At 41.2% G+C, this 839-nt stretch carries 1 protein-coding gene; it reads right to left on the bottom strand.

Translation table 11 applies throughout. The features are described 5' to 3' along the window. The coding region (locus CIK04_RS32070) for a DUF3265 domain-containing protein (protein WP_142995064.1) at positions 1–107 on the bottom strand (107 nt) is incomplete at its 3' end. Positions 108–839 lie beyond the last annotated feature (732 nt).

The following is an 839-nucleotide window of genomic DNA, read 5'->3' as shown; positions in this document are numbered from 1 at the left end:
GGGTGAGTGCCGCATAAACCAAGCTTCCGCAGACCACTTTCACCACCAAAACTCACCGCATACCAAAAATGCCACGCGGCATGAATCCCGCTTAAACGCCTTGTTATGCTTAAGCTTCAATGGGTTATGATTAATCAGCACCAAGATTAACTCGACTTTGAATCACATAGAAAACCGAAATGAATCATAGTTTTGATAATCAGACTTCGGATTTTGGCAAATCTGGTTTGAAGTTTGAAAACCTAGAAATGGATTTCTGATTGAGCCAACCGCCCTAACCTCGCGCTTACCCGAAAATTAATTGAGGCAATACTCATAGTTTTCAGCGCCAAAGAATAAGTGTCCGAAAAACAGCGCCCACTGAAGTCAACTTGGCGACAAACACCAAACTGAAAAGCCGAGGGAACAAAGAAAAACCATAACCAGCTGATTTTACTTGATTAAGCATAACGCCGCGTTAAGGGGTGCAGGCACGCAATACAAAAGCTACCGCACAGTGACTTAATCACCGAACCCAACGCAAACCAAAAATGCCACGCGTGCCAAATCCCTCTTAAACGCTTTGTTATGCTTAAGCTTCAATGGCTTACGTTTTAATTGAATTAAGATTAACTCGACTTTGATTTACAAACAAAAACCAAAAAGTAGAAAACAGAAATGACTCATAATTTTGAAAATCAGACTTTGAACTTTGGCAGTCAAAACTCAAAAACCTAAGATCAAAATTTCTGATTGAGCCAGCCTCCCTAACCTCGCGCTTACCTGACAATTGATTGAGGCAACGCTCTGAATTTTCAGCGCCAAAGAATAAGTGTCCGAAAAACAGCGCTCAAAAAAAG

Source organism: Vibrio sp. 03_296, from assembly GCF_002265885.1.
This window is presented reverse-complemented; position numbering and strand designations above follow the sequence as displayed.